Here is a 25,658-nt window from a genome sequence, read left to right as displayed (position 1 = left end):
CACAGTATGAATGCACGTAAGCAATTATGGATAGCAGTTATATGTATGACTTTTGTTGTAATTCTAGGAACGATAGGATTTATGACGATTGAAGAGATTAGTTTGTTTCAAGCATTTTGGATGACAATGATTACTGTATTGACTGTTGGATACGGAGATGCCGTTCCTGTAACGCAAGCGGGGAAAGTATTTGCGCTTCTTATTATTCCTGTTGGCGTAGGTATTGTTACGTATGCAATTGGGGTAGTGGCAGCTATGATTATTGAAGGGAATTTATTTCATGCAGTACGGAGGAAGAAGATGGATAAACAAATAGCGCAGTTGAAAAATCATATTATAGTGTGTGGTTGCGGTAGAGTGGGGCTTCAAGTTGTACATGAATTGCAAGAAAAGAATATTCCATTTGTCGTTGTTGATAAAGATGAAAGTATATTGGAGCAGGAAAAGCTTTTATTTGTACATGGAGATGCAACGGAAGATCAAGTATTACATAATGCCGGAATTTTAAAAGCAGCTGGTTTAGTTGCTATTGTTGCAAATGATGCCGAAAATGTATTTATTACATTAACAGCAAGAGGGTTAAACGATACGATTAAAATTGTGGCGAGATCTGAAAAGCCAGAAACTGAAGAGAAATTAAGGCGTGCTGGTGCAAATAAGGTTATTAATCCATCTAGTATGGCGGGTATTCATATCGCAAAAGGTATTGCAAATCCATTAACTGTTCATTATATTGATACAGTGTTGTATGGAGTAGAACAGTCATTTGTCATTGAAGAAATTCTAGTTGGAAAAGATTCAATATTGGTTGGTAAATCGTTACTAGAGAGTAATGTAAGGAATCAGTTTGATGTAACAATATTAGCGATTTCAAGAAATGGGAATATTATACATAATCCGACAGGGCAGGAAAAATTGAAAGAACGTGATATGATAATAGTATTTGGTTCAGTAGAAAAATTGGGACAATTCGAGAAAGAATTACAAAGTACGAGGTGATAAGGAATGCAAATATCTAGCGACAAGATTTTAAATAAAATGGCGAATGAAATTGCGAAGGCAAAAAGTAGTGAAGGACAAAAGTCAAAAGAACATTTATTAGTTGTGCGTGCTTTATGTGACTTATTATTAGATGAACAAGTTGAAACATCTACATATAGAGAACCGAAAATTCAATCGCAAGTAATTGGATCACAACCAGTAACAACTATGCAACCAATTGCACCTGTTTCTGGGGAGCCAGTATATATAAAAGAAAGTGATGCAAACGGTAATTCTTTATTTGATTTTTAGAAGATAAATCGTTTGGCTTATATGCAAAAATTGCTTATGATAAAGGTAAAAAAGGGGAATTAAGATGAAAATTTTCTTTTTACTAGGTTGTATTGCAGCGGGGCTATCTGTTGCGTTAGGGGCCTTTGGAGCACACGGTTTAGAAAATAAAATTTCTGCAAAAATGTTAGAAGTTTGGAAAACAGGCGTTACATATCAAATGTTTCATGCAGGTGGACTATTCGTAGTTGCTTTATTGATGGATAAGGTTCAATCATCACTTTTAACTACTGCTGGTTGGCTAATGGTAGCTGGAATTATTATGTTCTCAGGTAGTTTGTATGCATTAAGTACGACAGGCATTAAGTTCTTTGGTCCAATTACACCTCTTGGTGGTGTAGCGTTTATAGTGGCGTGGATTCTAGTAGGGACTGCAGTTGTAAAAGGATTATAAAAAAACAAAAGCTGGCATTTGCCAGCTTTTTTTATGGTCTTGGAGTATAAGTTGCTTGTTGACTAGGTAAATACGTAATTTCTTCTGGAAACTCTACGTAATCTAAGTAGATCATTAGTAGTAAATAGCGTTTTCCTGATTGCGGTTCACTAATAACAATATGGTCACGGCCAGCTGCTTCAATAATACCTGTATAAGATTGTGTACCAAGGGAACTGCCACGTTCATAAGTCATTACAACCGTAGCTTGCTTACCTTTGTTTAAACGAAGGATATTTTCAATATAGGATTGCTCTAGAGGTAACATGCCTTGAGAAATTGCATATTGAGCTTGCGCAGCTTGAGCTGTTTGTTGTTGCATCGCTTGCTGCTGTTGTTGAGTCATTTGTTGCGGTTGTACATAAGTTCCAGATGGTTGATAAAAACCTGTTCCATAGTACGGATTTTGTTGCTGTGCCATTCAAAAATCCCTCCTCATTTTTATTCCTTAATATACGCTAGGGCAGTCTCCAGCAGATGGCTGGAAGAAGCAGTGCTTTTTAAAGCGACCAGAGTTTTGTTGGTTATACCAAGTCGGTGGACATGCCCCTTCAGGTCTAAAGAACCATAAGGCAAAGTTGGCAGGCCAAAAACGTTGCCCTTGAATGGTCCGTCTCGCTAGGGCAATATCTTGTTCACGTGCCCGTTGATAAAAGTATCCTTTTTGCGTTGCTTCAAAACCGCCGGGGTTTTGATAAACCATTTGACGTAAATTACGAATGCTTTTAAAGTCTAAACAATTTCCGCGGACACGATTTACCCCAACGTTTCCGACCATTAACATTCCTTGTTGTCCTTCTCCTTCGGCTTCAGCACGCATCAGTCTAGCTAACAACTTTACATCTTCTTCGTTATAAGCAATAACTCCCATTATGTGTCACCTCTCTTTTTGGAATACCTTTTGGAAAGAGGTTTATCTCTAGATGAAGTGTGTAACAATTACTAGTTCATACGTATGAGGAAAAGGGCTCAGATATGACAACCAAACGAAGTTTTACATTGAGAGCGGAAAATAAAAAAAGCTAGCGTGAGCCAGCTTTTTTATTAAAAAACTTTAGACCATAAGTTTGAGAAGAAATCACCAATAGAGCGCATTGTTAACACAAACCAATTTGCTTTTTCAACTTCCTCTGTCGTTTTTGCAGTAACTTTCATACTTTTACTACCGTCTAAGAAACCATATTTATCAGTTGATTCTAAAGTAATTGAGCCTACTTTGGCATCTTTCTTAATAGGAGCAACTAAATGTCCATCTTCAGCAAGAGATTTATCTAATTCAGTCCCAATTTTATAAGGTTCTTTGCTACCTTTTTTCGCAATTACTGTTATTTCTTTTTCGGGTGCAACAGTTACTTGGTCTTCTTTCCCTTTTACTACAGAGATTGTATTGTTCTTATTAACTTTTAGTTTTTGTTTTTCAAAGTTATTAAATCCGTATTCGATTAATTCACGAGATTCTGTGAAACGTTCATCCATTGATTTTGTTTTAATAATAACCGAGATAAGACGTACATCACCACGTTTAGCAGTAATAGTAAATCCGTATCCAGCTGTATCAGAACTTCCAGTTTTTAAACCATCAGTACCTTCATAAGCGAAAGCAGCTCCTGGTAACATCCAATTCCAGTTTTCCATACGAATTGGTTTTGGGTGATTGTCTGGGAAGTTTCTAAATCTTTGTTTTGTATCCTCTAGCATTTCTGGATACTTTGTAATCATTGCTTTTGAAAGCATACCCATATCACGAGCTGACATAGAGTTTTCTGCATTTGGATCAGTACCCTCAGGATGTTTTCCTTTTAAGTCAGCGTTATTTAAGCCCGTAGCGTTTACAAATTTATATTTCTTTAATCCTAGCTTTTTAGCATGTTCATTTGCAAGATTTAAGAAGTTTTTCTCACTTCCTGCAAGAAGTTCTGCTAAAGCGATACTAGATCCATTTGCAGAGAATATAACAATAGAATGATATAATTCTTTTACAGTATATTGACGTCCTTTTTCGAACGGTACATTAGAGAATTCATTATTACGAGAGACTTCATAAGCGTAATCAGAAATATTTACTTTCGTATCCCATGTGATTTTTCCTTCTTTAATTGCTTCTAAAACAGCGTAAACAACAATTAATTTCGACATACTAGCAATAGCTAGCAATTCATCGGGATTTTGCTCGTGAAGTATTTTTCCTGTATCTGCATCAAATAAAAGTGCAGCGGCTGCCTCAATATGTATTTTTTCTTCCGCATGGGATGTTGTTACTCCTAAGGAAGAAATTGACAATACAAGCAATAGTAAAATAGACAAAATTTTTTTCATATAGATTATCACCTTCGCATCGTTATTTAGCATATAGCTCGTATCATTTTAGCATATCTTTACATATAAAAAGGTTACAATTTTACAATAAATTTGAAAAAATGTCGGTTTTTCTTCAAAAGTGCAGAAAAAAGGGGATTTTTGAGGATAAATATAGAGAAGAATAAAAAAAGGAACGAATTTCGTTCCTTTTCACCATTTATATGTGTAAAAATTTCTCTACTTTTTCGTCTGGTAAAATGTTTCCAACGAAGAATGTTCCAAATTCACCATAACGAGCACTTACTTCATCGAAGCGCATTTCATATATAAGTTTTTTAAATTGAAGAACATCGTCAGCGAATAATGTTACGCCCCATTCGAAATCGTCGAATCCAACAGATCCTGAAATCACTTGGCGTACTTTACCTGCGTATTGACGGCCAATTTTACTATGACTGTACATCATTTTTTTACGCTCTTCCATAGGAAGCATGTACCAGTTGTCATCACCTTGGCGACGCTTATCCATTGGATAGAAGCAAATATGATTTGCTTTCGGCAATTCAGGATATAAGCGAGCTAAAATTTGCGGGTTTTGGTATGGATCCTCATCAGCTGGAAGATAGTTGCTTAATTCAACAACAGATACGTAAGAATATGCAGGAACCATATATTCAGCTAAAGTTGTTTTATTCAATTCTGTCTCAATTTCATTTAACTCTTCCATTGTTGGACGTAAAATCATAAGCATAATATCAGCTTTTTGGCCAACAACTGTATACATTGCGTGACTACCTTTTTTCGCAGTAGCTACTTCGTTCCATTTTTCAACGACATTTAAAAATTCAGACACTGCTTGTCCGCGTTCGTCGCTAGATAATGTTTTCCATGCAGCCCAATCAATAGAACGTAAATCATGTAAACAATACCAGCCATCTAACGTTGTTGTTGCTTCACTCATTCTATTCACCTCAGTTAATGATAGTTTTACACGTTAACTATAGCATATATAGTTTTAAAATCATCTATATAAAACCTTGGCGCATAAAATTGTCACATTTAAGTGTTTAAGCAAGGTGAATTTAACGGCTGAATTTTATGAAAATATAATCATTTTTATTTTATCTATTTTTTGGGAGCTATAAGTTTAAAATATAGAAGAAAAGCAGTATTCTTAAAGATAGAGTTTTTTTAACATATGTAGGAGGGTTTATTCGTGAGCAACTTATTTACAACAGTAAAAGAAAAAGTTCAAGGAAAAGGCATTTCTATCGTACTTCCTGAAGGAACTGATGAAAGAATTTTAGGCGCTGCAGAGCGTTTAGCAAAAGAAGAGTTAGTAAAACCAATCTTAGTTGGTAATAGAGAAGAAATTAGCGCAAAAGCTGCTAGCATGAATTTAACATTAGCAGGCGTTGATATTTACGACCCAGCTACATACGAAGAAATGGATGCAATGGTAGCATCTTTCGTTGAACGCCGTAAAGGTAAAGCAACTGAAGAAGACGCTCGCAAAATCCTTAAAGACGAAAACTACTTCGGTACAATGCTTGTATACATGGGCAAAGCACACGGTCTAGTAAGTGGTGCAGCTCACTCTACAGCTGATACAGTTCGTCCAGCACTTCAAATTATTAAAACAAAACCAGGCGTTACAAAAACTTCTGGCGTATTCATCATGGTACGTGAAGAAGAGAAATATGTATTCGCTGATTGCGCAATTAACATTGCACCAAACAGCCAAGATTTAGCTGAAATCGGTATCGAAAGTGCGAAAACTGCTGAGTTATTCGGCATTGATCCACGCGTTGCTATGTTAAGCTTCTCTACAAAAGGTTCTGCGAAATCTCCAGAAACAGAAAAAGTTGTAGAAGCAACTCGCATTGCAAAAGAAATGGCTCCTGAGTTAACTTTAGATGGAGAATTCCAATTCGATGCTGCATTCGTACCATCTGTAGCTGAGAAAAAAGCTCCAGGTTCTACAATTAAAGGTGATGCTAACGTATTCGTATTCCCAAGCTTAGAAGCTGGTAATATCGGCTACAAAATCGCTCAACGTTTAGGTAACTTCGAAGCAGTAGGACCAATCTTACAAGGCTTAAACATGCCTGTAAATGACCTATCTCGTGGATGTAACGAGGAAGAAGTGTACAAGTTAGCTTTAATTACAGCAGCTCAAGCACTTTAATTCTATAATGAATTGAAATAAAGACCGTCGCTATTATAGCGACGGTCTTTATTTTTCTAAACCAAGTGCTTTATTATTACGATCAATAATACGTTGTAAATTCGTCTCATATAAAGGAATCTCATCTATTGTTAATTGAGATGGTGTTAACTTTGGAGCGAATTGCTGCAATGTTTTTAAAAGACGCATCATTAAATCTTGTACTGTAATGGTTTCACCAAGTAATTCTGAGAGTGAGGCCATCGTACTTGGTACAATTTCAGGGTACGTAAAGCGTGTTTCTTCCCCTTGAATTGCTAGGTTGTAGAAATCACGAACGAGTGCGGCACGCTCAGAGCCACTTCCGGTAGCGCAAAGATAGATTTGGACAGCGACACCTCCGCGAATACGACGTTGTGAAATACCAGCGAATTTTTGATCGCGAATACTTAAGTCATAACTACCAGGACAGTAAGAGCCGACAATTTCTTTTGCCTCGATAGTAACGTCGTAATCCTTTAACATCTCCTTAATCAAATGCCACATTGTATCGTATCCAAGGTCAATATCGATACCTTTTTCTGTTTCTTGGAATAAAAGTGATACGTTTAAAACACCTTCATCAAGCACGACCGCAAGCCCGCCAGAATTACGGACAATAACATTGAAGTTGTTTTGTTTTAAAAAAGAAATACCTTCTTCTAAATGCGGAAGGCGTGAATCTTGAATGCCAAGGACAATTGTATTGTGATGAACCCATGAACGCATTGTTGCCGCTGACTTGCCATTTCCAATGCTTGTGCATAATGTGTCATCCATTGCGAATGACTGAAGTGCATGGAATGTTGGTCCTAAACTAGATTGATCTACAATGCGCCACTCTGGCTGAGATAAAATGGAACGGGAATTGCTCATATAACTAACCCCTTATCTTTAAAATGACAATCTCTATTATAGCAAAAAATGAAGAATGGAGTTTTCTCACATATAAAGGGGGAGCTTATAGGTGAAATAATAAAAAGGATGCATTACATGCATCCTTTTTATTCTGCAATTTTTTCTAAATTACCGTTTCGGTCCATTCGGAAAGATGTTTGAGAACGTTCTTCGTCATCCATGACTGCCAATTTACGAGCTCGGTTCATAATGTTCATAAGTGTTTCGTAATCTTCTTGTACAGTATGAGATTGCTTTTCTAATTTTTCTAGTTTCTTTTCTAGTTCCTCATTCCGAAGGATTTGTGCTTTAATTTCTTGTTTCAATCTCGTATTCTCGTTTTCAAGAGCTGTCACTTTTATATTTGAAGATCCGACTGTTTGTAAAAAATAAATAACATCTTGCATTGTCATAGAGCTTCTTGCAGCAGGAGCAGTAGATTCTTGATATGGAATAGCTTCTTTATATTGTACGATTGATTCTTCTTGTACTAATTCTTCATAATCAGTTATCGAATCTGAAGCTGGTGGTGTATAAAGTAAACGTTTTTTCGCTTGTTCACCGCTTGCAGCACGCATTTTATCTTTACGATGTTTTTTTGCTAGTTGAAGAGCTTGTTCATAGCTATAGCGAACAACAGCATTCCAGCGGAAACCACAAGCAGCAGATGTACGATTTAACTGATCCCCTACTTCCTCAAATGCATTTAATTGCGTACTTCCTTCTCTAACATGACGAAGTACCGTTTCAGCAAGTAATAAATCATCCTCATCTGTCCAAGCATCTTGTCTTACTTTCATAGATTCAACTCCCTTTCTTTTTATGAACTTCCTATTTTTATAATGGGCAAAAAAATAAACTTTTATACAAAGCTTTTAAAAATATGGTAGATTTCGATGAAAGGTAAAAATTTTCCCATGAATGGTGAGCGCTTCTGTAGGAGAGCATATAAAATATGTAGCATTATGTAGAGAATAGGCTTTGTAGGGAAACTTGCAACGAGCTTCAAAGAGCGGTAAAATACCATTTAGTGTTTATTTTTAAACGTACTTGAGAAAAGTTTAAAATAGAGGAAGTGTTATATAATGGGAAACGAGTTTCGCGTGTGCGATGACTGTCAGGCAACGAACGTTAAAACGTTAGTTCCGAAGTTAAAAAAAGTAGATTCATGTGCAACGATTGAAGTTGGATGTCAGTCTTACTGTGGTCCTGGTCGTAAAAAATCATTCGCATTTGTAAATAACCGTCCAGTTGCGGCTCCAACAGAAGATGAGTTAATCGCAAAAATTGAAGCAAAGTTAAATAAGTAAGAAAAAGAAGAGTGAAAAGATTACTCTTCTTTTTTATGCCCATAAGAGGAATAATTTATTCTGCGAAAGTACTCTTGTATGGACGAACGTTTTCTAAAGGATAGACACAACTTTTGTATTAAAATTCCAATTTGTATAAATTTATATTTCAAAATAATGGTTGACAGTCTTTTAAAGCGATAGGTAGAATAGAAGTGTCTGATTCTGATAATCATTATCAGGAAAATAACAATTCACCTAATTTTTTTATTACTATTTGAGAATAAATTTCATTTCAATAAATATATGTTGTTAGTTAGGATGGTTGAGGGATGGAAGCGAGCGCAAGCAGTATAGAACAGCAAGAAGAGAATGTTAAAGAGATTAAGAGCAGACCGCTTATCGCTTCTATTATTTTAGTAGCGGGTACAGTTTTGTTAGCTTTAAGCATGGCAGTTTCTATTTCTTTTGGGGCTGCAGATATTAGTTTAAAGACTGTATGGCAAGCTGTATTTCAGTTTGATGGATCTATTACACATCATAATGTAATTCAAGAGCTTCGCATGCCTAGAGCAATAGGGGGCGTAGTTGCAGGTGCCTTTTTAGCGGTATCAGGAGCAATTATGCAAGGTATGACGCGAAATCCACTTGCTTCGCCATCGTTAATGGGGATTACAGATGGGGCTGTATTTGGAATTGCAATTATGTATGCATTTTTTCCTAATTCACCTTATTTAATGTTTGTTATCGCATCTTTTATTGGAGCTGCGTTTGGTGCAAGCATTGTATATGGAATTGGGTCTTCTTCACCAGGTGGATTAACACCTGTGAAATTAGCTTTAGCAGGTGCAGCTATTAGCGCTTTATTAGGGGCGATTTCATCTGGAATCGCATTGTATTTCAATCTTGCCCAAGAGGTAAGCATGTGGAATGCAGGCGGAGTTGCTGGAGTGAAATGGCAAAGTATTAATATGTTAGTGCCAATTGGCCTTGTTTGTCTTTTTATCGCAATTATGATGTCGAGATATATTACAATTTTGAGCTTCGGTGAAGAAATTGCAATTGGACTTGGTCAAAATACGACATTAATTAAATTTATCGGAACAGTACTTGTTCTTGTTTTAACGGGTTCCGCAGTTTCCATGGCAGGATCAGTTGGATTTGTTGGTCTTGTAATTCCGCATATGACTCGTTTTCTTGTAGGCTCGGACTATAGATGGGTTATTCCATGTTCTGCGGTCTTAGGCGGGCTGTTAATTGAATGTGCAGATATGTTATCTCGCGTTATTAACCCGCCATTTGAAACGCCAATTGGAGCAATTACAGCGCTAATTGGGGTTCCATTCTTCCTCTACTTAGCACGTAATGAAGGGAGAGGAAAGATGTGAGGACGAGTGTCTTAACAAAAAAGAACATTTCTATATTAACGATTTTAGTAGGACTAATCGTTTCTATATTTCTTATTAGTTTAAATACAGGAACTTTTAAAATCCCGCCAATGGACGTATTAAAGTCATTGGTTGGACTAGGGGCTGAAGATCAGTCTGTTATTTTATTTGAATTCCGTATGCCGCGTATGGTAATTGCTATACTAGTCGGATCTGCTTTAGCTATGTCAGGTGCGATTTTGCAAGGTTTATCACGAAATCCGCTTGCTGATCCAGGTATTATAGGTATTAATGCTGGAGCGGGATTAACAGTTGTTATATTCGTCTACTTCTTCTTCGGGAAAGTAGGGACTGGTACATTTTTATCTGTATTCATTCTTCCATTCTTTGCACTAGTTGGAGCGATATTAGCAGCGGTAATTATTTATTTACTAGCATGGAAAGACGGCGTTTCATCGACTCGATTAATACTTGTCGGTATTGCCGTTGCAGCTGGATTTGGAGCTGTTAGTTTAATTTTCTCTATGAAGATGACATCTAACGATTTTCGTTTTGCTACGATTTGGCTGGCGGGAAGTCTATGGGGTACAGATTGGAAATTCGTATTAAGTGTACTTCCATGGATGGTTATTTTCTTACCGCTTGCTATAAGTAAAGCACACATATTAAATGTAATGAACCTAGGCGATTCTACAGCAGTTGGCCTTGGTGTAAACGTAGAAAAAGAAAGACGTAAATTATTATTTATTGCAGTTTGTTTAGCAGGTGCATCTGTTGCTGTTGCGGGCGGAATTGGCTTTATCGGTTTAATGGCCCCGCATTTAGCAAGGCGCCTTGTTGGTGGTAAACATCAAATTATGTTGCCCACCGCTGCGCTAATAGGAACGTTTTTACTTTTATTCGCAGACGTAATTTCAAGAAGTGTATTAACAACTTCAGAAATACCAGTCGGTCTTGTTATTTCTGTAATTGGTGCACCATATTTCATTTATTTACTTATGAGGACAAAATAAAGGGAGGCTTTTCGTATGGCAACTTTAGCGGTGGATGCGGTATCTGTTGGCTATAATGAAGGTTTAATTATTGACGGGTTAACAGTTGAAATTCCGGAAGGGAAAATTACAACAATTATTGGACCAAATGGTTGTGGGAAGTCCACATTATTAAAAACGGCGTCTCGTATTTTGAAGGCAAAGCAAGGTACTGTTTATCTCGACGGAAAAGCAATTGAGAAACAGCCAACGAAAGAAATTGCAAAGAAAATGGCGATTTTACCACAAACTGCAGAAGTGCCAACGGGTCTTACTGTATTTGAGCTTGTGTCATATGGAAGATTCCCTCATCAAAAAGGGTTTGGCACGTTGAAAGAAGAGGATTATCGCTACATTAACTGGGCACTTGAAGTGACAGGAATGAAAGAATTTGCGAATCGTCCAGCAGAAGCGCTATCAGGTGGCCAACGTCAACGTGTTTGGATCGCAATGGCTCTTGCACAAGGAACAGAATTACTTGTATTGGATGAACCAACAACGTACTTAGATATGGCTCATCAATTAGAAGTATTAAACTTATTGAAAAAGTTAAATGAAGAAGAAGGTAGAACGATTGTTATGGTTATCCATGACTTAAACCACGCTTCTCGTTTCTCTGATCATATGATTGCATTAAAAGCAGGTAAGTTAATGAAACAAGGAACGCCAGATGAAGTTATGACAAGTGAAACACTTCGTAACGTATTTGAGATTGAAGCTCAAATCGTTCCATGTCCAGTAAACTGTAAGCCAATTTGTTTAACATATGATTTAGCGATGATTAGTAATCAATTGCGTAAAAAAGCATAAGTAGAACCCCCTCGTAAAGAGGGGGAATTCTAATGGACGTTGAGCTTCTTATATAAGAATGGGAAGTTGAACGCCCGTTAGAATGGGTTGTTAACAACAATTAATAAATATATATTAATTAATTGTTGTATTTGTTTCTTATAGTTCATTGTAACTTATAAGATAAATACAGCTAGAAGGAGTGGGAACATGAAGAATTTTAAAATGGCACTATTAGCAATGGTACTAGTTGTGACTTCTGTACTATTTGCAGCTTGTTCTAACAAAGAAGAAGAAAAGAAAGCAGATGCAAAGACTGAAGAGCGCACTGTAAAACATGCAAAAGGGGAAATTAAAATTCCTGCAAACCCAAAGAAAATTGCTGACCTTAGTGGTTCAACAGAAGAATTATTAATTTTCGGTATGAAACCGGTTATTACTGCTAATACATCTCAAGAAAAAATTGATGCACATATTGAAAAGAAACTAAAAGACGTTAAACCAGTTGGTTCTGCTTGGGGCGATAAAATTAACATTGAAGCAGTAGCTGCTGCAAAACCAGATTTAATTCTTGTAAATAATCGTCAAGAAAAGATTTATGATCAATTATCTAAAATTGCACCAACAGTTATGTTAAACACTCCATTAGATCAATGGCGTCCAAAATTCGAAGAAGTAGGTCAAATCTTCGGTAAAGAAAAAGAAACAAAAGAATGGTTCAAAAAGTATGATGAAAAAGCAAGCAAATTACATGACAAAATCGTCGCTAAAACTGGTGAAGCAACATTTATGAAAATGGCTGCATATCCAAATGCTTTCCGCGTATATGGTGATTACGGTTACGGTAGCGTAATCTTTAATGATTTAAAACTACCAGCAGTTAAAGGGACACCAACTGATAAACCGTTAGTACAAGTACAAAAAGAAGCTTTAATCGATTACAACCCAGATTACTTATTCGTATTTACAACTGGTGACGGTTCTCAGCGCTTAAAAGAATTCCAAGAAGAATCAATTTGGAAAAACATGAACGCTGTTAAAAATAACCACGTATTTACAATTAAAAATGAAGACTTAAACAAAGGTTACTTCCCACTAGGGAAAGATATGATCTTAGACGAAGTTGCTGAATTCGTTTTAGGTAAATAATGTATAAAGGAAATCACTTTTACTTCGGTAAAGGTGATTTTTTCTTTTTATAAAGGGAATTAATACAGTCTTTCATTTCTTTCTGTTTCTCATTTCGTTTATAATATAAAGTAAGAATGTAGTAAAGAAAGGGGGATGTCGGAAAGTGGTATATTTAAACGACAAACTCAGCGAAACAAAAGTGTTTAAAGACCCAGTACATAAATATGTGCACGTGCGTGATCGTGTTATTTGGGATTTAATCGGAACGAAAGAATTTCAACGCTTGCGCCGTATTAAGCAGCTTGGAACGACATTTTTTACATTTCACGGTGCAGAGCATAGTCGCTTTACTCATTCGTTAGGTGTATACGAAATTATTCGTCGTATGATTGATGATGTGTTTGATGGCAGACCAAATTGGAATGCTGAAGATAGATTGTTATGTTTATGTGCGGCATTACTTCATGATGTCGGTCACGGCCCATTTTCTCACTCGTTTGAAAAAGTATTTTCATTAGATCATGAGAAATTTACGCAAAAGATTATCGTAGGCGATACGGAGATTAATGATGTATTAAGTCGTGTTGATAAGGAGTTTCCACAAAAGGTAGCAGATGTAATTGCAAAAACATCTACTAATAAATTAGCGATTAGTATGATTTCGAGCCAAATTGATGCGGATCGTATGGATTATTTATTAAGAGATGCTTATTTTACAGGCGTAAAGTACGGAAACTTCGATATGGAACGTATACTGCGTGTAATGCGTCCGTATGGGAATCAAGTAGTCATTAAAAATAGTGGTATGCATGCTGTTGAGCATTACATTATGAGTCGTTATCAAATGTATTGGCAAGTATATTTCCACCCGGTAACGCGAAGTGCAGAAGTTATTTTAACGAAGATTTTACACCGTGCGAAATCACTGCACGAGAAGTATTATACATTTAAAAATCATCCTGTTCATTTCTATTCTTTATTTGAAGAAGAAGTAACAGTAGAGGATTATTTAAAGTTAGACGAGAACGTTATGTATTACTACTTCCAAGTATGGCAGGAAGAAGAAGATTCAATTTTAAGCGATTTATGCCGCCGTTTTATGAATCGAAATCTATTTAAATATGTAGAGTTTACAGATAAACACGGTTTAGATAATTGGATGGAATTAAGTAGTTTATTTAAAAAGATTGGACTTGATCCGGAGTATTATTTAGTAGTTGATTCAACATCAGACTTACCGTATGACTTTTATCGTGCAGGAGAAGAAGAAGAGCGTCTACCAATCCTACTTCTTATGCCAAACGGAGAGCTTAGAGAGCTTTCACGTGAGTCGGATATTGTTGAGGCGATTACAGGTAAGAAAAGAACGGATCAAAAGCTATTCTATCCACATGATTTAATCTATGAAGATGGAAGAAAAGGAAAATATAAAGAGAGAATTATTGAGTTGTTAGAAGGAAAGAAATAAGAAGCAGCTAATGGCTGCTTCTTATGAAAAAACTTGAAATTATTTGTCACTTAAGCGTTTTCCGCCAACTGCATAATGGTTTTTAGACATTTCTTCGATGAAAACAACGATGTTTTCTTCAGGAGCACCAGTTGTTTCGCTTACTGCTGCTGTTACTTTCTCAGCAAGAGCTTTCTTTTGTTCTTCTGTGCGTCCTTCTAGCATTTTCACTGTTACGTATGGCATGTACAATCGCTCCTTTTATGTAAGTTACACTCTTATTATAGCGGATTATGGGGAAGAACAATCGAAAAAACAAATAATTTCTTTTTTTGACATATGGAAGAGGAGATGAAGCATGGATCAGTTATTTAGATACCCGTTGCACCAAATTCCTTTGGTAGCAATGGCCATTATTATCGCATTATCAGTTCATGAATTTGCACATGCATATGTAGCATATAAATTTGGAGACGATACAGCAAAGAGACAAGGCCGTTTAACGTTATCACCGATGGCACACTTAGATCCTATAGGTTTGATTGCAGTATTAATTCTTGGATTCGGTTGGGCAAGACCGGTTCCTGTTAACCCATATAACTTTAAAAGACCGCGTCTTGCAGGTATATTAGTTTCAATTGCAGGGCCGATTAGTAACTTAATTTTAAGCGCAATTGGTTTAATTATTTGGTATAGCTTAGTAAAATTTGGTGTATTATACTCAATTCCATCTGCAGTAGCAGATACGTTAGCTCAATTTTTCCAGATTTTTATTATGCTGAATATCGTTTTACTTGTATTTAACTTATTACCGATCCCGCCACTTGATGGGTATCGAGTTGTGGAAGATTTAGCGCCAGCAAATATTCGCGCGAAAATGACACAGTATGAAAAATACGGGGCAATTGCGTTATTAATTCTCGTTATTACACCGCTTAGTAATTACACAATTCAACCTATTTTCCAGGTAGTTATTCCGCATGTATTTGTATTTTTAGATAGCATCATTGCGCCTATTTTTGGCCTTTTATAATTTTTAAGTGAGGAGGATTTTACATATGACAGAGAAAAAGAAAAAAATCGGTTTTAATATCGTGAAAAATGATTCAACAGATGGACATGGTGGATTTGGTGTTGGGGCATTAAGCTTAGAAAACATTTCACCTGTATTTGTTGATGTACTAGAGAAAACTGCATTCGTTGATATTGGTGCGATGCACGCGCGTAGTACAGTAGAAAAAGGTATTAAGTTTTTAACAAATAAAGATGAAGTTCCAAACGGAAAACCATTTTGGCTTGTTTGGGTAACGATTGAAAGAACTGCGACAGGTGCGTATTATGCAGGTGTAACAGCTTGTGAAATGACAGTAGACCGTGAAATTCGCCGCGGATATAAATCACTTCCAGAGCACGTAAATAAAATGGATAAATCATTGAAGCGTCACATTATGGTTGACCATATGGATGAATCATCTAAAAAGGTACTTGGTACGTTCTTGAAAGAACATAATGAAGCTATTTGGAACGAATCTAGTGAAGAATTGCGCCGTGCATTATTAAGTGAATAAAAAATAGCTGACGGATGCCCGTCAGCTATTTTTTTTACCAAGGAAGATATTTTTTCCACCAACTTGTTTTTTTCTTTTCTTCAGTCGTTTTTTCAAATTCTTCTTTATCATCGACGTGATTCATACAATATTCAGTCGGTTCGGTACCTTTAGCGAAATACATTTTCACAGAAATAGGACAATTTTTTGTAGCAATTTTACCGTTCTCTGGATTGATATTAACCGCTACGACGTCACCTGGTTGTTTAAATTCTTTTTTTGGTTGTCCATCTAACCCTTTCTCCATCGTATCAGTCCATATTTTCTTCGCATATCCTTGTTCTGCTACGTTTGAAATAGATTTAGGTTGATCATATCCGACCCACACACCAGTTACGATTTGCGGAGTAAATCCGATCATCCAACTATCCGTTTCAGTAGAACCAGATTTGCCGGCATATGTTCTTGATAGTTTGGATAACATCGATTGACCAGTTACAGCAGCATAGCTGCTTAGTTTCTTATTAAACATACCGGTCATCATTTCTTCCATTACAAACGCTTTGCTCTTGTCGAGAACTTGTTTACTCTCTAAATGAGCATCGTATAATATATTTCCTTCATGATCCATAATGCGGCGAATGAAAGTAGGTTTTACTTCTTTTCCACCATTTGCGAACATGCTATAAGCGTTAACCATTTCAATTGGTTTTACTGGTGATGTACCAAGAGCTAGAGAAGGCACATCTTTTAATGCACTTTTAATTCCAAATTGTTTCGCTGTTTTTGCAAGCGCGTCATCGCCTAAAAACAAATTCGTTTTCACAGCATAAATGTTATCAGAGACTGCGAGAGCTTGTGCCATCGTTACGAAATCATCTGCATAATAATCTTTATAGTTCTTCGGTTTATACTTTGAAACGCCGTCACCTAAGGTGAATACAGTATATTCGCTTTTTAAGCGCGTAGCAGGCGTGAATCCTCGTTCTAATGCCGCATAATATAGAAATGGCTTAAATGTAGAACCAGGCTGACGAATGGCTTGTGTAGCCCTGTTAAATTGACTCGTAGTATAATCAGTTCCACCAACAAGAGCAGCCACTTCACCTGTCTTTGGATTCATAGAGACGAGAGCAGTTTGTATGTTTGTTGTGTCAGGTATGTGATCTTTTACAGCTTGTTCTGCTACAGCTTGTAGTTTAGGGTCTAGCGTTGTATAAATTCGCAAGCCACCCCGTTGTAAAGCTTGTTCGTCTAATCCAACATCACGAAGGAGCGAAGCTTGTACAGCATCTTGGAAATATGGTGCGACCTCTGCTACTTTTTTCGTATCTAATGAGGCAAAAGTTAGTGGCTCTTTCTTCGCTAAGGCTGCTTGTTGCTTCGTAATATATCCTTGTTCTACCATTTCATCTAATATGAGAGCTTGTCGTCCTTTCGCACGATCCTCTTTCAAAAAGGGAGAATAGACACTTGGCCCTTTCGGGATACCTGCGAGCATACTAGCTTCTGCTAATGTTAACTCTTTTGCCGTTTTATCGAAATATAGACGGGATGCAGCTTCGATGCCATAAGCGCCATGTCCGTAATAAATTGTATTTAAATATCCTTCTAAAATATGATTTTTATTATAATTCACCTCAAGGCGAATTGTGTACATTGCTTCTAATAGTTTACGTTTCCACGTTTTATCATGATCTAAGTAAAGGTTACGAGCATACTGTTGTGTAATCGTACTAGCACCTTGGACTTTTGCCATCGCTTTTAAATCGGCAACAATGGCACCGGCAATACGTTTCATATCAAAGCCATGATGTTTGTAGAATCGTTGATCTTCAATAGATAGTGTCGCCTCTTTTACATAAGGTGAAATTTCATTAAGAGGTACATTGTAACGTTTTTGCATTTCATTACTTTGTCCTATAACAGTGTCATCATTTGCGTAAAAGACGCTTGTTTGCGGGACCGCAACAGGAGGAGGTCCCATAATTTTTGCAACTATAATAATAACAAAAAAAGAAAAAACGAAGAAAAGGACGCAAGAAAACATTGCGGTGAAGAAAAGACGTTTATATTTTTTAAGTTTTGGATTCATAGTTTGATCCATCTTTTTTCAGCCCCTCATTAATACAAGCGTTATTGTATTAGTATTGAGGGTTTTCATTTATTTTAAACAATGAAATTTCGAAAATAAAAAAGCCCCTTCCATTAAGAAAGGAGCTCAAAGGCACGTGCTGGCCAATCAGTAATGATGACATCTACACCATAATCAATCATAGTTTGTAAATCTTTGTATTCATTAATTGTATATGGACGGAAAACATACCCTTGCTCTTGTGCTAACTGCACAAATTCTTTCGTTAATAACTGGAAGTTTGGATGTAATCCATTTGCTTCTCTATGTTTTGCTTCGGCAATTGGATCAGCAAGTGGTGTATCATATAAAATTGCTCTTGGGATTTCAGGAGCAATTTCTGCTAATAATGAAACAGAGTCATGGTTAAATGATGAAAATACAATTTGATTAGAAAGATGATATTCACGCACAAGTGCAACAGCTTTTTCCTCAATATTTGGGTAATGAATAACATCTGTCTTTAATTCAATATTTAGTTGTAAGTTCGTTGTGGAAAGCCAAATGAAAACCTCACGCAACGTTGGGATTTTTGCTTCATGGAAAGAAGGGTCTTTATAGCTACCAGCGTCCAATGATTGTAGTTCCTCTACCGTTTTTTCCGAAACAAGTCCAACGCCATTTGTTGTACGATCGACGGTTTCATCGTGAATTACGACAAGTTCACCATCTTTTGATAAGTGGACATCGAGTTCAATTCCGTGAGCGCCAATGCGTTCTGCTTCTTGGAAGGCAATCATCGTATTTTCGGGATGTGTTCCTTTTACTCCGCGGTGAGCGAAAATAAGTGGTTTACTCATGTGAAATTCTCCTTATTATCTCTTTTCTTTCATTATGAAACTGCTTTAGGGAAAATACAATTGAATATGACAAACATTTACAAAAGTCTAACAGTTGCACAAAAGTTAACGTTAACGTAAAATGTAATAATCAAGTGAAGGGAGGAATAAACATGTATAAAATTGATGAAGTAACAAAGCAAGTTGGTTTGACAAAACGTACACTTCGTTATTATGAGGAAATTGGTTTAATTCATCCCCCAGAACGTAGTGAGGGAAATATTCGTCTGTATACGGATGAGGATATTGCCAGAATTAAAAAAATTGTAGAAGCGAAAGAAGTGCTAGGAATCACACTTCAAGAAATGCAGCATTTTTTATCATTAAAAGAAAGAATGGAGCAAAGAAGAAGTAGTGAAAATCCTCGTGACCGTGAAGTGATTCAAGAAATTAAAGAGATGCTTGAACAACAAGTGCAAACGTTAGACGAGAAAATGGAGCAAATGCAGCGTGTAAAGACAGAGCTTGAAGATAGCTTACATCGTGCAGTAACATTTTTAGAGAACACAAAAGGAGAGTAATCAAAATGGAGAGCAAACAAAAATTAGGGAGATTGATTACAGTGGTGGCTACCTTCCTTGCCTTTTCGGGTATAGGGGTAGTCGACCCAATTTTACCAAGCATTGCTGAACAAATTGGTGCATCGCATTGGCAAGTAGAGATGTTATTTACAGCATATATTTTAACGATGGCAATTATGATGTTACCAGCTGGAATATTCGCATCGAGATTTGGTGATAAACGAATGATGACGATTGGTCTTGCGATCGTGACTATATTTGCGTTTATATGCGGTATATCGCAAACGATTGCTCAATTATCTCTTTTCCGCGCTGGATGGGGATTAGGAAATGCGATGTTTTTTGCTACAGCAATGACGCTATTAATAGCATTAAGTAAAGAAGTTCATGAAGCAGTAGGATTGTATGAAGCAGCTATCGGTTTAGGGATGGCAGGCGGACCGTTATTAGGCGGGATATTAGGTGGACATTCTTGGCGTTACCCATTTTTTGCGACGAGTATTTTAATCTTCTTAGCATTTATTTTAGTTTTCTTTTTTGTAAAAGAACCGGAGCGAAAAGTGAAGCGTAAAGCGGCAGGCGTAGGAGAATTACTTAACTTAGTTAAATATAAACCGTTTATGCAAGGTGCGATTTCAGGAATGTTATACTACTACGGATTTTTCGTTGTGTTAGCATATTCACCACTTATTATGCATTTATCTGCTATTCAATTAGGGTTTGTGTTTTGCGGATGGGGATTAGCGTTAGCTTACGGTTCTGCAATTTTAGCCCATAAGCTAGAAGGGAAATATGAGCCGAAAACATTGTTGAAAGGAAGTTTACTCGTATTTGCGCTTTTCTTAATCGCGCTATTCTTTGTAAAAATTATGTGGTTACAAATTGTATTAATTGTTCTATCAGGATTAGCATCTGGATTAAATAATGCATTATTTACAAGTTATGTAATGGATATTTCACCTTATGAAAGATCTGTTACATCAGGTGTTTATAATTTCGTTCGTTGGTTAGGTGGTGCAATTGCGCCAATCTTATCAGGGGTCATCGGTCATACTGTTTCACCGCAAAGTCCGTTTTTAGTCGGTGGAATTGTTGTATTAGTTGGTTGCGTAATGCTTTTAATTCCGATTCAAAAACCGGTAGAAGTAGAGAAAAAAGCCCTTTCTTAAGAAAGGGCTTTTTTTATGCATAGATATTGGAGCCCTCTGACTAAAATATATTTTCGCTATTTTTTTACTTTTAACTATACTTTTTGGATGTTTTGTTTTATTTTTGTTAGGGGACATTAATGATGTCCCTATTATAAATTTGCATTGAAAGGCGTGATTGTACGATGGAACTATGGTTCACTGAAAAACAAACAAAACATTTTGGGATTACGGCGCGTATTAACCGCACATTACATACGGAGCAAACAGAATTCCAAAAATTAGATATGGTTGAAACGGAAGAGTTCGGAAACATGCTTATTTTAGATGGCATGGTTATGACAACAGAAAAAGATGAGTTCGTTTATCATGAAATGGTAGCGCACGTACCTTTATTTACACATCCAAACCCTGAAAACGTATTAGTTGTTGGCGGCGGTGATGGCGGTGTTATTCGTGAAGTATTAAAACACCCAAGTGTAAAGAAAGCAACTCTTGTTGAAATCGATGGAAAGGTAATTGAGTACTCTAAACAATATCTACCATCAATTGCAGGCGCATTAGATAATGAGCGTGTAGAAGTAAAAGTAGGAGATGGCTTCCTACACATCGCAGAGAGCGAAAATGAATATGACGTAATTATGGTAGATTCTACTGAGCCAGTAGGACCAGCAGTAAACTTATTTACGAAAGGTTTCTACGCTGGAATCTCTAAAGCGTTAAAAGAAGACGGTATTTTCGTTGCACAAACGGACAACCCTTGGTTTACACCAGAATTAATTACAACTGTGTTTAAAGACGTAAAAGAGATCTTCCCTATTACTCGTTTATACACAGCGAACATTCCAACTTACCCAAGTGGTCTTTGGACGTTCACAATTGGATCTAAAAAACATGATCCATTACAAGTAAGTGAAGAGCGTTTCCACGAAATCGAAACGAAATACTACACAAAAGAATTACACAACGCAGCGTTCGCATTACCAAAATTTGTTGGCGATTTAATTAAGTAAGAAAATCGCGTTTGAACAAATAAAGTGTGAGTAGCTCATTTAAGGTGTTTGTCCAGAAGACTTGAACATGCTAGCTACTTACACTCCTGTAAAGAAAATCGTCTTCTTGTTATGAAACAGAAGACCCGGTAAATCGAGAAAGAGGAGCAATGCGCTCCAAATTTGAGAAATAATGAAAGGTTGGGATACCTTAAGTTCCACATAAGGAGGAAAAGAATATGCGTTTTGATGAAGCTTATTCAGGTAAAGTATTTATTAAAAGTCATCCAAGTTTTGAAGAGTCAAAGGTAGTTATTTACGGGATGCCTATGGATTGGACAGTAAGTTACCGTCCGGGATCTCGCTTTGGCCCTGCACGTATTCGTGAAGTATCAATCGGTCTTGAAGAATATAGCCCGTATTTAGATCGTGAACTAGAAGAGGTAAAATATTTTGATGCGGGTGATATCCCATTACCATTCGGAAACGCACAACGCAGTTTAGACATGATTGAAGAGTATGTATCAAAACTTTTAGATGCCGATAAGTTTCCACTAGGTCTCGGTGGTGAGCACCTAGTGTCTTGGCCAATTTTTAAGGCAATGGCAAAAAAATATCCGGATTTAGCAATCATCCATATGGATGCTCATACTGATTTACGTGAGTCGTATGAAGGGGAGCCTTTATCCCACTCTACACCTATTCGTAAGGTGTGCGATTTAATTGGTCCGGAAAACGTATATTCTTTCGGTATTCGTTCTGGAATGAAGGAAGAATTCGAATGGGCAAAAGAAGTAGGTATGAACTTATATAAATTTGACGTATTAGAACCGTTAAAAGAAGTATTACCGAAACTGGCAGGACGCCCAGTTTATGTCACAATTGACATTGACGTATTAGACCCAGCTCACGCTCCTGGAACAGGAACGTTAGAAGCTGGAGGTATCACATCTAAAGAATTATTAGATTCCATCGTAGCAATTGCAAATTCAAATATAAATGTAGTTGGAGCAGACTTAGTAGAAGTAGCTCCAGTCTACGACCATAGTGATCAAACACCAGTCGCAGCAAGCAAATTCGTGCGGGAAATGCTGCTCGGTTGGGTGAAATAAAAGTGAAGCCGACTGTTTAGACCCGGTGACTAAGGTTCTTTCTTGCAAAAGGTGCTTTTTACCTTTTGGCAGGGAAGGTTCTTAGACGCAAGGGGCTAGGAGACGTAACTGGATAAAATAAAAGCGGAAGCGGCTCGCTCAGAATGTGGGGGGGATGGAGCTTCAGACGTAGAGGCGCTTTTTGCCTCGAAGGAAGAAGCGAAGCCACCAATCATTCTAGCCGCTGCAGCTAGATAAAATAAGAGCCCTCTATATGATTAGAGGGCTCTTATTTTGTCGTTATGTGTCGGTAAGTCGATATATTGAAAAAATCGCCGATATAATTCGAGTTGCGCCGATATATTAAAAAAATCGCCGATATAATTCGAGTTGCGCTGATATATTGAAAAAACCGCTGATATAATTTCATTTACCATTACGCAACACAAAAAAAAGCTATTCTCAAACGATGGGAATAGCTCTTTTTCTTATGCAACCTTCTCTTCCGAAGTAACTCCGCGAATTTCATCAGCAGAGCGGATTGGATATTTACGGAACACAATAGATCCAATGTATCCGACAATAGTGGTAACGATTCCACATAGTACGGCAGCGATCGTTACTTTTATAACGTCATTAAATCCGAATAGGACAAGAAGACCTGGAATTGGTGATGCTGTTCCTGGTGCATTATTAACAAGCTGGAATAGCGATGTAATAATACCGGCAAGTGCACCGCCAACGAAATTTGTCATATAGATTGGAATTGGATTTGCTGAGACAACATCGGCTTGTGTTAAAGGTTCGATTGCTACAGCAATTGTATCTTTCTTTGAACAAATTTTTAATCGTTTAAAGAAAATAAAGTTCATCGGGGCTGAGGCCGCAACGGCAAGACTACCAATCGCCATAGGTAAACCTGTTAATCCAAGCATTGCAGTTAGTGCCATAGAACTCAGTGGAGAGGTAGAAATAACTGTTATTAATCCACCAAGCATAATACCCATAATGATAGGGCTTTCTGTAGTTGCAACTGAAATCATAGAACCGATTTTACCGAGTGTTGCGTTAACAAGCGGATCCATAAGCATTGCCATTCCGCGTGAGATTGGTGCAGCGATAAATAGGATTGCTAAAAATTCCACGCCAGCTGGTAATTTCTTTTCGAGAAATTTCACGACGAAAGCACAAACGTATCCAGCGAAAAATCCTGGTAAAATACCGAATCCACTAGTAGCGATACCAATTAAAACAGCGTATACGGGGGAAACACCGATTGCTAATGCGACTAAAATCGCTGCTGCGACACCGCTCATACTACCGGAAGCTTCTCCTACTGATTGTAAAAAGTCATTATGAAACATTTCCCCACCTATATAACGGTGAAATGCTTCAATAAGAAAACTTGCGATTGCTGCATTAGCTAAAGCACCCATCGCCTTCATTCCATAAGGCGCACGGTAACTAAAAAGTGTAAATAGACAAAGTACAACAAGTAATAGTGCTAAACCTTGCAAGATAGCCATTTGAAAACTGTCTCCTTTGATTTTTGTAATAAAAATTCGTATCATTCAATAATAATATAAAAGTGTATGAAACGGAAAAATTTTTTCTTGGGAACTTGCTGTAAGAAAAATCCCTTACAATAATGTAAGGAAAGTGTAAGACTTTTAGATAGAGTATAGTATGCTCTTTTCCGTATAATACAAGTATAGATATAATACTAGTGAGAAAGAAGTGCAAACAGGAGGTTCATGTATGAAATTGGTAATTAAAGTTTTAGCTGTATTCGCCATTATTCTAGGTGGAACAGCGTATTATTTGAACACAAAAACAGAAGGTGTACATGCTTTTGTAGACAACTTCTTTTCAAATAAAGAAATACAAGATTATTATGCGGTTATAGATAAAGGTGAGAAAAAAGACGGAGAATACTTGTATACTTTTAAAGGGTATACAGAAGACGGAAAGTTACAGATCATTAAAAGAATGATGAACCGTGAATTGCATACGGGGGCGTTTATAAAAATTTATGCAAAAGGTATGCAAGGAAAAGGATGGGCTGAAATCCCGAAAGAATCTATTCCACAAAAAGCGTTGGAAAAAATAGAAAAACCATAAAAGGAGCGACTCATTCGCTCCTTTTTAGTGCGTTAAAATAGTGATAGATGTTTTTTCCTTGTTAGAAATAATTTTTGCACGTCCACCAATTGGGAAAGTGAAAATCGGGGTTGTATGCCCGAAACTTGCGTTTGCAATGATAGGAATATGTGCAAGTTCAGGTTTTGAAGCAATCATTTCTTGAATGTCTTCTATCGTACATTCTGCACCTTTTTGCATCTTTCCTATAACGATTCCCTTTATGTATTCAAAATCTTGCTGCTGCATAAGGGAATGTAAATAACGATCAAAAGTTTTAAGAGTAGATGTTCCAGTTAAACTATCTTCTTCAATAAATAAAATTTTGTCCTTTAAATTTGGCATATATGGTGTACCTTGCAGTAAGTTAAATGTGCTCATATTGCCACCGATAATATCTCCCGTAGCTTCTCCTTCCTGAATTGAAACGTATCCTTTATTTTTAATAAATTCTCGATTTTTCTGATCTATATACCAAGAATCATCGCTCCATGTTTCAGATGGCAGGACTTCAATAGGCTCATTAGAAGTTAAGCACTTTAAAAAGTAATCGGTTGTATACTCGAGCCCTTTCTCCATTCCAAAGGAAGAGAAATGGGGTCCTGAATATGTAACGAGACCTGTTTTTGCGTAAATTGCATTATTTAAAGCAGTAATATCTGAATAACCACAGAAAAATTTCGGATTTTTACGAATTAGATCATAATCGAGATGTTTCAATAAACCATTGGAGTTGTATCCGCCAAGTGTCGTCAAAATAGCTTTTACATTAGGGTCTCTAAATGCTTTATGGAGGTCTTGAATGCGGGAAGAAATAGAAGAGGAAGCAAATCGATCTATCTCATCGGCATATTTTGAGAATGTAACTTGAAAGCCCATGTCGGTTAATCTTTTTATAGCAAATTTTTTATTTTCATTTGAAACAATACTTAAACTACACGATGGTGAAATCACCCGTATTTCATCACCCTTTTTTAACTTTGTTGGTATCACTATATTCACCTCT

At 36.9% G+C, this 25,658-nt stretch carries 28 protein-coding genes; 17 read left to right on the top strand and 11 right to left on the bottom strand.

The annotated features are described in order from the left end of the window. Window positions 1–6: 6 nt before the first annotated feature. The 3 genes from ACK1U5_RS22520 to ACK1U5_RS22510 all read left to right on the top strand — a co-directional run bounded on the left by ACK1U5_RS22520 (window position 7) and on the right by ACK1U5_RS22510 (window position 1,726). Window positions 7–999, top strand: a complete 993-nt coding sequence (locus ACK1U5_RS22520; RefSeq protein WP_000993984.1) for a potassium channel family protein — start codon at window positions 7–9, stop codon at window positions 997–999. 6 nt (window positions 1,000–1,005) lie between these two features. Further along, on the top strand, window positions 1,006–1,293 hold the full coding sequence (locus ACK1U5_RS22515) for a YwdI family protein (RefSeq protein ID WP_001167349.1): 288 nt from the start codon (window positions 1,006–1,008) through the stop codon (window positions 1,291–1,293). Between the two features lie 64 nt (window positions 1,294–1,357). After that, window positions 1,358–1,726, top strand: coding sequence for a DUF423 domain-containing protein (locus ACK1U5_RS22510; protein WP_000688315.1), 369 nt, complete (start codon window positions 1,358–1,360; stop codon window positions 1,724–1,726). Window positions 1,727–1,757: 31 nt separating this feature from the next. Here ACK1U5_RS22510 and gerQ read toward each other — a convergent pair whose 3' ends face one another. The 4 genes from gerQ to hemQ form a co-directional block, all read right to left on the bottom strand. Then, the gene (gerQ, locus tag ACK1U5_RS22505) at window positions 1,758–2,186 is read right to left on the bottom strand and encodes a spore coat protein GerQ (protein ID WP_000068652.1); all 429 of its coding nucleotides are present in this window, start codon (window positions 2,184–2,186) and stop codon (window positions 1,758–1,760) included. Between the two features lie 27 nt (window positions 2,187–2,213). Beyond that, on the bottom strand, window positions 2,214–2,636 hold the full coding sequence (cwlJ, locus tag ACK1U5_RS22500; RefSeq protein ID WP_000538167.1) for a cell wall hydrolase CwlJ: 423 nt from the start codon (window positions 2,634–2,636) through the stop codon (window positions 2,214–2,216). A 173-nt stretch (window positions 2,637–2,809) separates the two neighbouring features. Next, window positions 2,810–4,081 carry a serine hydrolase gene (locus tag ACK1U5_RS22495; protein WP_000722867.1) on the bottom strand — a complete coding sequence of 424 codons (1,272 nt, stop codon included), beginning with the start codon at window positions 4,079–4,081 and terminating at the stop codon, window positions 2,810–2,812. A gap of 199 nt (window positions 4,082–4,280) precedes the next feature. Continuing rightward, window positions 4,281–5,024 (bottom strand): hydrogen peroxide-dependent heme synthase, encoded by a 744-nt coding sequence (hemQ, locus tag ACK1U5_RS22490; protein WP_001287595.1) that lies wholly within the window; start codon window positions 5,022–5,024, stop codon window positions 4,281–4,283. 255 nt (window positions 5,025–5,279) lie between these two features. Here hemQ and pta point away from each other — a divergent pair, with 255 nt between their 5' ends. Continuing rightward, window positions 5,280–6,251, top strand: coding sequence for a phosphate acetyltransferase (gene pta / locus ACK1U5_RS22485; RefSeq protein ID WP_000067225.1), 972 nt, complete (start codon window positions 5,280–5,282; stop codon window positions 6,249–6,251). Between the two features lie 48 nt (window positions 6,252–6,299). Here the strand turns inward: pta and ACK1U5_RS22480 are convergent, their stop codons facing one another. Further along, window positions 6,300–7,145 carry a lipoate--protein ligase family protein gene (locus ACK1U5_RS22480; protein ID WP_000071949.1) on the bottom strand — a complete coding sequence of 282 codons (846 nt, stop codon included), beginning with the start codon at window positions 7,143–7,145 and terminating at the stop codon, window positions 6,300–6,302. Window positions 7,146–7,273: 128 nt separating this feature from the next. Beyond that, complete coding sequence (locus ACK1U5_RS22475) at window positions 7,274–7,966, bottom strand: RsfA family transcriptional regulator (RefSeq protein ID WP_000868358.1); 693 nt, start codon at window positions 7,964–7,966, stop codon at window positions 7,274–7,276. Between the two features lie 285 nt (window positions 7,967–8,251). Between ACK1U5_RS22475 and ACK1U5_RS22470 the strand changes: the two genes are divergently transcribed. From ACK1U5_RS22470 to ACK1U5_RS22445, 6 genes are all read left to right on the top strand, one after another. Then, window positions 8,252–8,476: a DUF1450 domain-containing protein gene (locus ACK1U5_RS22470; protein WP_000526078.1), complete on the top strand. Its 225-nt coding sequence runs from the start codon at window positions 8,252–8,254 to the stop codon at window positions 8,474–8,476. A gap of 311 nt (window positions 8,477–8,787) precedes the next feature. Next, window positions 8,788–9,843, top strand: a complete 1,056-nt coding sequence (locus tag ACK1U5_RS22465) for a FecCD family ABC transporter permease (RefSeq protein WP_000388296.1) — start codon at window positions 8,788–8,790, stop codon at window positions 9,841–9,843. Continuing rightward, entirely contained in the window at window positions 9,840–10,856 is a 1,017-nt protein-coding gene (locus ACK1U5_RS22460) for a FecCD family ABC transporter permease (protein ID WP_001260757.1), read from the top strand. The genes ACK1U5_RS22465 and ACK1U5_RS22460 overlap by 4 nt, the downstream gene beginning before the upstream one ends. A gap of 15 nt (window positions 10,857–10,871) precedes the next feature. After that, window positions 10,872–11,684, top strand: a complete 813-nt coding sequence (locus ACK1U5_RS22455) for an ABC transporter ATP-binding protein (protein WP_000212068.1) — start codon at window positions 10,872–10,874, stop codon at window positions 11,682–11,684. A gap of 189 nt (window positions 11,685–11,873) precedes the next feature. After that, a complete protein-coding gene (locus ACK1U5_RS22450; RefSeq protein ID WP_000787724.1) occupies window positions 11,874–12,812 on the top strand; it encodes an ABC transporter substrate-binding protein in 939 nt (312 codons plus the stop codon). Between the two features lie 145 nt (window positions 12,813–12,957). Next, a complete protein-coding gene (locus ACK1U5_RS22445; protein WP_000262731.1) occupies window positions 12,958–14,262 on the top strand; it encodes an HD domain-containing protein in 1,305 nt (434 codons plus the stop codon). Between the two features lie 39 nt (window positions 14,263–14,301). Here the strand turns inward: ACK1U5_RS22445 and ACK1U5_RS22440 are convergent, their stop codons facing one another. After that, window positions 14,302–14,487 (bottom strand): 2-hydroxymuconate tautomerase, encoded by a 186-nt coding sequence (locus tag ACK1U5_RS22440; protein ID WP_001147171.1) that lies wholly within the window; start codon window positions 14,485–14,487, stop codon window positions 14,302–14,304. Window positions 14,488–14,599: 112 nt separating this feature from the next. Here ACK1U5_RS22440 and ACK1U5_RS22435 point away from each other — a divergent pair, with 112 nt between their 5' ends. Together ACK1U5_RS22435 and ACK1U5_RS22430 are read left to right on the top strand one after the other, a co-directional pair. After that, window positions 14,600–15,274 (top strand): site-2 protease family protein, encoded by a 675-nt coding sequence (locus tag ACK1U5_RS22435; protein ID WP_000372455.1) that lies wholly within the window; start codon window positions 14,600–14,602, stop codon window positions 15,272–15,274. Window positions 15,275–15,299: 25 nt separating this feature from the next. Further along, window positions 15,300–15,809: a YwhD family protein gene (locus ACK1U5_RS22430; protein ID WP_000136678.1), complete on the top strand. Its 510-nt coding sequence runs from the start codon at window positions 15,300–15,302 to the stop codon at window positions 15,807–15,809. A 34-nt stretch (window positions 15,810–15,843) separates the two neighbouring features. On the opposite strand, the gene ACK1U5_RS22425 is transcribed toward ACK1U5_RS22430, so the two are convergent. Further along, a complete protein-coding gene (locus ACK1U5_RS22425) occupies window positions 15,844–17,895 on the bottom strand; it encodes a transglycosylase domain-containing protein (protein WP_000372962.1) in 2,052 nt (683 codons plus the stop codon). Window positions 17,896–17,996: 101 nt separating this feature from the next. Then, entirely contained in the window at window positions 17,997–18,722 is a 726-nt protein-coding gene (locus ACK1U5_RS22420) for a glycerophosphodiester phosphodiesterase (protein WP_000042786.1), read from the bottom strand. Between the two features lie 152 nt (window positions 18,723–18,874). On the opposite strand from ACK1U5_RS22420, the gene ACK1U5_RS22415 reads away from it, so the two are divergent. The 4 genes from ACK1U5_RS22415 to speB all read left to right on the top strand — a co-directional run bounded on the left by ACK1U5_RS22415 (window position 18,875) and on the right by speB (window position 22,534). Next, window positions 18,875–19,282 (top strand): MerR family transcriptional regulator, encoded by a 408-nt coding sequence (locus ACK1U5_RS22415; protein ID WP_000276557.1) that lies wholly within the window; start codon window positions 18,875–18,877, stop codon window positions 19,280–19,282. 5 nt (window positions 19,283–19,287) lie between these two features. Then, a complete protein-coding gene (locus ACK1U5_RS22410) occupies window positions 19,288–20,451 on the top strand; it encodes an MFS transporter (protein ID WP_000444243.1) in 1,164 nt (387 codons plus the stop codon). Between the two features lie 164 nt (window positions 20,452–20,615). Next, window positions 20,616–21,443, top strand: coding sequence for a polyamine aminopropyltransferase (gene speE / locus ACK1U5_RS22405; protein WP_000424698.1), 828 nt, complete (start codon window positions 20,616–20,618; stop codon window positions 21,441–21,443). Window positions 21,444–21,661: 218 nt separating this feature from the next. Next, window positions 21,662–22,534 carry an agmatinase gene (gene speB, locus ACK1U5_RS22400; protein WP_001209831.1) on the top strand — a complete coding sequence of 291 codons (873 nt, stop codon included), beginning with the start codon at window positions 21,662–21,664 and terminating at the stop codon, window positions 22,532–22,534. 467 nt (window positions 22,535–23,001) lie between these two features. Here the strand turns inward: speB and ACK1U5_RS22395 are convergent, their stop codons facing one another. Further along, window positions 23,002–24,039 carry a PTS sugar transporter subunit IIC gene (locus tag ACK1U5_RS22395; protein ID WP_000996328.1) on the bottom strand — a complete coding sequence of 346 codons (1,038 nt, stop codon included), beginning with the start codon at window positions 24,037–24,039 and terminating at the stop codon, window positions 23,002–23,004. A 232-nt stretch (window positions 24,040–24,271) separates the two neighbouring features. Between ACK1U5_RS22395 and ACK1U5_RS22390 the strand changes: the two genes are divergently transcribed. After that, window positions 24,272–24,634 (top strand): YxeA family protein, encoded by a 363-nt coding sequence (locus ACK1U5_RS22390; protein WP_000779920.1) that lies wholly within the window; start codon window positions 24,272–24,274, stop codon window positions 24,632–24,634. A gap of 24 nt (window positions 24,635–24,658) precedes the next feature. On the opposite strand, the gene ACK1U5_RS22385 is transcribed toward ACK1U5_RS22390, so the two are convergent. Then, complete coding sequence (locus ACK1U5_RS22385) at window positions 24,659–25,645, bottom strand: S66 family peptidase (RefSeq protein ID WP_000613231.1); 987 nt, start codon at window positions 25,643–25,645, stop codon at window positions 24,659–24,661. Between the last annotated feature and the right edge of the window lie 13 nt (window positions 25,646–25,658).

This window comes from Bacillus sp. XB1 (assembly GCF_053557995.1).
This window is presented reverse-complemented; position numbering and strand designations above follow the sequence as displayed.

Coding starts and splice junctions, on each gene's coding strand:
- ACK1U5_RS22410 (WP_000444243.1), top strand. CDS start 19,288: ATGGAGAGCAAACAAAAATTAGGGAGATTGATTACAGTGGTGGCTACC.
- ACK1U5_RS22415 (WP_000276557.1), top strand. CDS start 18,875: ATGTATAAAATTGATGAAGTAACAAAGCAAGTTGGTTTGACAAAACGT.
- ACK1U5_RS22475 (WP_000868358.1), bottom strand. CDS start 7,966: ATGAAAGTAAGACAAGATGCTTGGACAGATGAGGATGATTTATTACTT.
- ACK1U5_RS22480 (WP_000071949.1), bottom strand. CDS start 7,145: ATGAGCAATTCCCGTTCCATTTTATCTCAGCCAGAGTGGCGCATTGTA.
- gerQ (WP_000068652.1), bottom strand. CDS start 2,186: ATGGCACAGCAACAAAATCCGTACTATGGAACAGGTTTTTATCAACCA.
- ACK1U5_RS22440 (WP_001147171.1), bottom strand. CDS start 14,487: ATGCCATACGTAACAGTGAAAATGCTAGAAGGACGCACAGAAGAACAA.
- ACK1U5_RS22395 (WP_000996328.1), bottom strand. CDS start 24,039: ATGGCTATCTTGCAAGGTTTAGCACTATTACTTGTTGTACTTTGTCTA.
- ACK1U5_RS22420 (WP_000042786.1), bottom strand. CDS start 18,722: ATGAGTAAACCACTTATTTTCGCTCACCGCGGAGTAAAAGGAACACAT.
- speE (WP_000424698.1), top strand. CDS start 20,616: ATGGAACTATGGTTCACTGAAAAACAAACAAAACATTTTGGGATTACG.
- ACK1U5_RS22510 (WP_000688315.1), top strand. CDS start 1,358: ATGAAAATTTTCTTTTTACTAGGTTGTATTGCAGCGGGGCTATCTGTT.
- ACK1U5_RS22465 (WP_000388296.1), top strand. CDS start 8,788: ATGGAAGCGAGCGCAAGCAGTATAGAACAGCAAGAAGAGAATGTTAAA.
- ACK1U5_RS22425 (WP_000372962.1), bottom strand. CDS start 17,895: ATGGATCAAACTATGAATCCAAAACTTAAAAAATATAAACGTCTTTTC.
- ACK1U5_RS22515 (WP_001167349.1), top strand. CDS start 1,006: ATGCAAATATCTAGCGACAAGATTTTAAATAAAATGGCGAATGAAATT.
- cwlJ (WP_000538167.1), bottom strand. CDS start 2,636: ATGGGAGTTATTGCTTATAACGAAGAAGATGTAAAGTTGTTAGCTAGA.
- speB (WP_001209831.1), top strand. CDS start 21,662: ATGCGTTTTGATGAAGCTTATTCAGGTAAAGTATTTATTAAAAGTCAT.
- ACK1U5_RS22390 (WP_000779920.1), top strand. CDS start 24,272: ATGAAATTGGTAATTAAAGTTTTAGCTGTATTCGCCATTATTCTAGGT.
- ACK1U5_RS22520 (WP_000993984.1), top strand. CDS start 7: ATGAATGCACGTAAGCAATTATGGATAGCAGTTATATGTATGACTTTT.
- ACK1U5_RS22450 (WP_000787724.1), top strand. CDS start 11,874: ATGAAGAATTTTAAAATGGCACTATTAGCAATGGTACTAGTTGTGACT.
- ACK1U5_RS22430 (WP_000136678.1), top strand. CDS start 15,300: ATGACAGAGAAAAAGAAAAAAATCGGTTTTAATATCGTGAAAAATGAT.
- hemQ (WP_001287595.1), bottom strand. CDS start 5,024: ATGAGTGAAGCAACAACAACGTTAGATGGCTGGTATTGTTTACATGAT.
- ACK1U5_RS22435 (WP_000372455.1), top strand. CDS start 14,600: ATGGATCAGTTATTTAGATACCCGTTGCACCAAATTCCTTTGGTAGCA.
- ACK1U5_RS22470 (WP_000526078.1), top strand. CDS start 8,252: ATGGGAAACGAGTTTCGCGTGTGCGATGACTGTCAGGCAACGAACGTT.
- ACK1U5_RS22495 (WP_000722867.1), bottom strand. CDS start 4,081: ATGAAAAAAATTTTGTCTATTTTACTATTGCTTGTATTGTCAATTTCT.
- ACK1U5_RS22455 (WP_000212068.1), top strand. CDS start 10,872: ATGGCAACTTTAGCGGTGGATGCGGTATCTGTTGGCTATAATGAAGGT.